The 4,299-nt window shown below is 70.0% G+C and carries 4 protein-coding genes; all 4 read right to left on the reverse strand.

Annotation, left to right across the window (positions count from 1 at the left end):
- Positions 1-1,313: MtrAB system histidine kinase MtrB (gene mtrB, locus BN11_RS25645; protein WP_048701744.1), on the reverse strand; the 1,313-nt coding region annotated here is incomplete at its 3' end.
- Between the two features lie 16 nt (positions 1,314-1,329).
- Positions 1,330-2,010: an MtrAB system response regulator MtrA gene (mtrA, locus tag BN11_RS16330; RefSeq protein ID WP_048699418.1), complete on the reverse strand. Its 681-nt coding sequence runs from the start codon at positions 2,008-2,010 to the stop codon at positions 1,330-1,332.
- A gap of 287 nt (positions 2,011-2,297) precedes the next feature.
- Complete coding sequence (gene ahcY / locus BN11_RS16335; RefSeq protein ID WP_048699419.1) at positions 2,298-3,749, reverse strand: adenosylhomocysteinase; 1,452 nt, start codon at positions 3,747-3,749, stop codon at positions 2,298-2,300.
- Between the two features lie 168 nt (positions 3,750-3,917).
- On the reverse strand, positions 3,918-4,299 hold a 382-nt coding region (locus BN11_RS24115), incomplete at its 5' end, for an SIS domain-containing protein (protein ID WP_048699420.1).

A 4,299-nucleotide genomic window follows, 5' to 3' on the forward strand; every position in this document is an offset into this window, starting at 1 on the left:
GCGGTGGAGTTGGCGGCGACCCGGATGGTCACCGGCAGTCCCTCACCGTGCTCGATGGCGTTGACCAGGAGATTGCGCACGATGCGTTCGACCCGGCGGGCGTCGGCATCGGCGAAGACACCGCCCGGCGCCACGTCGACCGTGACGGTGCTGCCGCGCTTGTCGGCCAGGGGGGCGGCGGCCTGGACGACGCGTTCGGCGAGCGCACCGAGGTCGACCCGGTCCAGTTCGAGGGCCGCGGCCCCCGCGTCGAACCGGCTGATCTCGAGCAGGTCGGCAAGCAGTGCCTCGAACCGGTCGAGCTCGGTGTTGAGGAGTTCGGCACTGCGCCCCAGGGCGGGGCTGAACTCCCCGCGGCCCTCGTGGATCAGGTCGGCTGCCATGCGGATCGTCGTCAACGGGGTCCGCAACTCGTGGGAGACGTCGGAGACGAAGACCTGCTGGACCCGGGAGAGGTCCTCCAGCTGGCGGATCTGGCTCTGCAGGTGGTCGGCCATGCCGTTGAAGGAGGTGCCGAGGAGGGCCAGGTCGTCGGCACCGCGAGCGCTCATGCGCTCGTTGAGGTGGCCCGCGGCCAGCCGCTCGGCCACCCCGGCCGCCCGTCGCACCGGGTTGACGACCTGCCTGGTCACCAGCCAGGCGATACCGCCGACGAGGGTGACCAGCAGCAACCCGCCGATGAGGAAGAGCCGGCGGATCAGATCCATCGTCGCCTGCTCCCGATCGAGCGGGTAGATGAAGTACAGGTCGTAGGGGCCGGCGGTCGGCACCTGGATCTGCTGGCCGACGATCACGGCCGGTATGCGGGCCCGGGCCCAGTTGGCCGACGGCTCGCCGACGAGTTCGGAGCGGTCGAGGTCGATGACCATGCGCTGCTGGCGCCCCACATCGGAGGAGATGGCCTCGCGCAGCGCGACGGGCACCGGCGAGGTGCGCAGGCCACCGGTGAGCACGGTGTCGAGACGGACGGCGTTGGTGTTGTCCTGGGAGCGGAGGAAGACGACATACCGGCTGGTGTCGTTGGCCGGCGGTGCCAGGGCCACGATGGCGCCGCTGGCGAAGTTGTTGAACTCGGAGATGTCCCCGGTGGCATCGGTCTGGTCGAAGGCCGTCTGTGCGCGGGCGGCCAGCACCGCGGCCTCGCGTTCGGCATAGCCGATGCGGTCCTCGGTGAGCCCGTCGGCGACCTTCTGGAACAGGTAGGCACCCAGCAGCGAGATCGCCAGGATGCCGAGGGCGACGGTGGAGGCGACGACCCGCAGTTGCAGGGACCGGCGCCAGGGCGCCAGCAGCCCGCGCAGGAGCCGCCTCATGGCCGGCGGGACGCGGTCACCCGCCCGGGCCGGCCTTGTAGCCGACGCCGCGGACGGTCACGACGATCTTGGGGTCCTCGGGGTCGTGCTCGATCTTGCTGCGCAGCCGCTGGACGTGCACATTGACCAGCCGCGTGTCGCCGGCGTGGCGGTAGCCCCAGACCTGCTCGAGCAGCACCTCGCGGGTGTAGACCTGCCACGGCTTGCGCGCCAGCGCCACCAGCAGGTCGAACTCGAGCGGGGTGAGCGGGATCTGCTTGCCGTCGCGGGTCACCGAGTGCCCGGCGACGTCGATGGCCAGGTCCCCGATCTCGAGTCGCTCCGGCTCGGCCTCCTCGCCGCGCCGCAGCCGCGCCCGGACCCGGGCAATCAGCTCGGCCGGCTTGAACGGCTTGACGACGTAGTCGTCCGCGCCCGATTCGAGGCCGACGACGATGTCGACGGTGTCGGTGCGAGCCGTCAGCATGACGATCGGGACCCCGGACTCGGCGCGGATGCGACGGCATACCTGGATCCCGTCCAGGCCCGGCAGCATGACATCGAGCAGGATCAGGTCGGGCTTGTGGTCCCGGAACGCCCCCACCGCCGCCGAACCGTCGGCGACGTGAACGACATCGAGCCCCTCGCCACGCAGCACGATGCCGAGCATCTCCGCCAGCGCCAGGTCGTCATCGACGATCAGCACGCGACCCTTCACAAGCACTCCCTTTGCGCCCCGATAACAATTCGGCCAAGTGTAATCCGTGACTCGAGCCTCCCCCGCTCGCCGCGCCGAGCTGTCCCTCAGGCACCGGGAGGCACCGGGCACAGAGCGTGGTGGCGCCGCCGGACACCACGGCGGCGAGGCTGAGCACGGCGTTACCCATCGGGAGTTGGGGTGATCACCCCAACTCCCGATGGGTAGCCCGATGGTCAACCCCATGGGTTGGCAGTGGTTAGCCGACACCGGGAGCAGAGTCACCCCGGGAGCAGAGTCACCCGGGGTCAGTAGCGGTAGTGCTCCGGCTTGAACGGCCCGGCGACGTCGACGCCGAGGTACTCCGCCTGCTCCTTGGTCAGCTCGGTCAGCTCGACGCCGAGGGCCTCGAGGTGGAGCCGGGCGACCTTCTCGTCGAGGTGCTTCGGGAGCGTGGTGACGGTGGGCTTGCCGTCCTCGTCGCAATAGGACTCGGGGTGGGCGAACAGCTCCATCTGGGCGATGGTCTGGTTGGAGAAGCTGTTGGACATCACGAAGCTCGGGTGGCCGGTGGCGTTGCCGAGGTTCATCAGGCGGCCCTCGGACAGCACGATGATCGAGCGGCCGTCGGCGAAGGTCCACTCGTGGACCTGCGGCTTGATCTCGGTCTTGGTGACGCCCTCGACCTTGGCCAGGCCGGCCATGTCGATCTCGTTGTCGAAGTGACCGATGTTGGCGACGATCGCCTTGTTCTTCATCGCCTGCATGTGCTCGGCGGTGATGACGTCGAAGCAGCCGGTGGCCGTGACGAAGATGTCGCCGGCGCCGACGACCTCGTCGAGGCGGGCGACCTGGTAGCCGTCCATGGCCGCCTGCAGCGCACAGATCGGGTCGATCTCGGTGACGATGACCCGGGCGCCCTGGCCGCGGAGCGACTCGGCGCAGCCCTTGCCCACGTCGCCGTAGCCGGCGACCACGGCGACCTTGCCGCCGATGAGGACGTCGGTGGCCCGGTTCAGGCCGTCGACGAGAGAGTGGCGGCAGCCGTACTTGTTGTCGAACTTCGACTTGGTCACCGAGTCGTTGACGTTGATCGCCGGGAAGAGCAGTTCGCCGGCCTCGGCGAGCTGGTAGAGGCGGTGCACGCCGGTGGTGGTCTCCTCGGTGACACCCGTGATGCCGTCGGCGATTCGGGTCCACTTCTGCGGGTCGGCCGCCATCGTGGCGCGGACGAGTTCCTTGAAGACGCCGAACTCCTCGGAGTCCTCCTCCGTGACCGGCGGGACCTGCCCGGCGCGCTCCCACTCCTTGCCCTTGTGCACGAGCATGGTGGCGTCGCCGCCGTCGTCGAGGATCATGTTGGGGCCGTCACCGCCGGGCCAGGTCAGGATGGCGTCGGTGCACTCCCAGTACTCCGGCAGGCTCTCGCCCTTCCACGCGAACACCGGCACGCCTTGGGGGTTCGCGGTGGTGCCGTCGGGGCCGACGACGACGGCGGCGGCGGCCTCGTCCTGGGTGGAGAAGATATTGCACGAGGCCCAGCGGACCTCGGCGCCGAGGGCGACGAGGGTCTCGATGAGGACGGCGGTCTGCACGGTCATGTGCAACGACCCGGCGATCTTGGCGCCCTTGAGCGGCTGGGCGCCGCCGAACTCGGTGCGCAGGGACATCAGGCCGGGCATCTCGTGCTCGGCGAGGCGGATCTGGTGGCGGCCGGATTCGGCGAGGGCGAGGTCTTTGACCTTGAAGTCGAAGGACATGAAAAAGCCTTTGCGGTATGAGGTGCGGTTGGCGTGTCGGGTGCGTCACGGCATACGGCTGGACCTGGTGATGGGTGTTGACGCGGCCGGCAACGCACCGGCGCCGCCGATCTCGGCGCGCGGGTCATCACCCACGCCGGAGCCTTCAGTCTAGCGGGCGCCGGCCGGCTAGCTGGTCAGGTCACGCAGGTCGGCGACGGCCGGCGCGGCGGCGGGATCGAGGCCGTGCCCGAGGGCGAGATAGGTGGCCGCGAAGTCGATCTGGGCGATCAGTTCGGCGAGCCGGACGATGTCGGGGCCGGGGCCGGGCGTGAGTTCGTGGACGCGGGTGCCGCGGGCCAGCGCCAGGTCGACGATCGCCTGGGTCAGGTTGATGCGAGCCGCGTCCTGCGGTCCGATTGGTGCATTGGGTTCCGGGTATGCCGCGGCCCCGCTCGCCCGGACCGCGGACCCCTCCTCGCGCGCCCGCGGGTCGCGGTCGCGCACGAGCAACAGGCCGACCTCGGGGGCGGGCGGACCTTCGAGGAAGGGATCGGCGAAGATGTCGCGC

Origin of the sequence: Nostocoides australiense Ben110 (assembly GCF_001050535.1) — a bacterium.
In the GTDB taxonomy this organism is placed as follows: domain Bacteria; phylum Actinomycetota; class Actinomycetes; order Actinomycetales; family Dermatophilaceae; genus Nostocoides_A; species Nostocoides_A australiense.

What these genes read in the sequence shown, in the direction of transcription:
- ahcY (WP_048699419.1), bottom strand. Translation starts at nt 3,749, where the DNA reads ATGTCCTTCGACTTCAAGGTCAAAGACCTCGCCCTCGCCGAATCCGGC.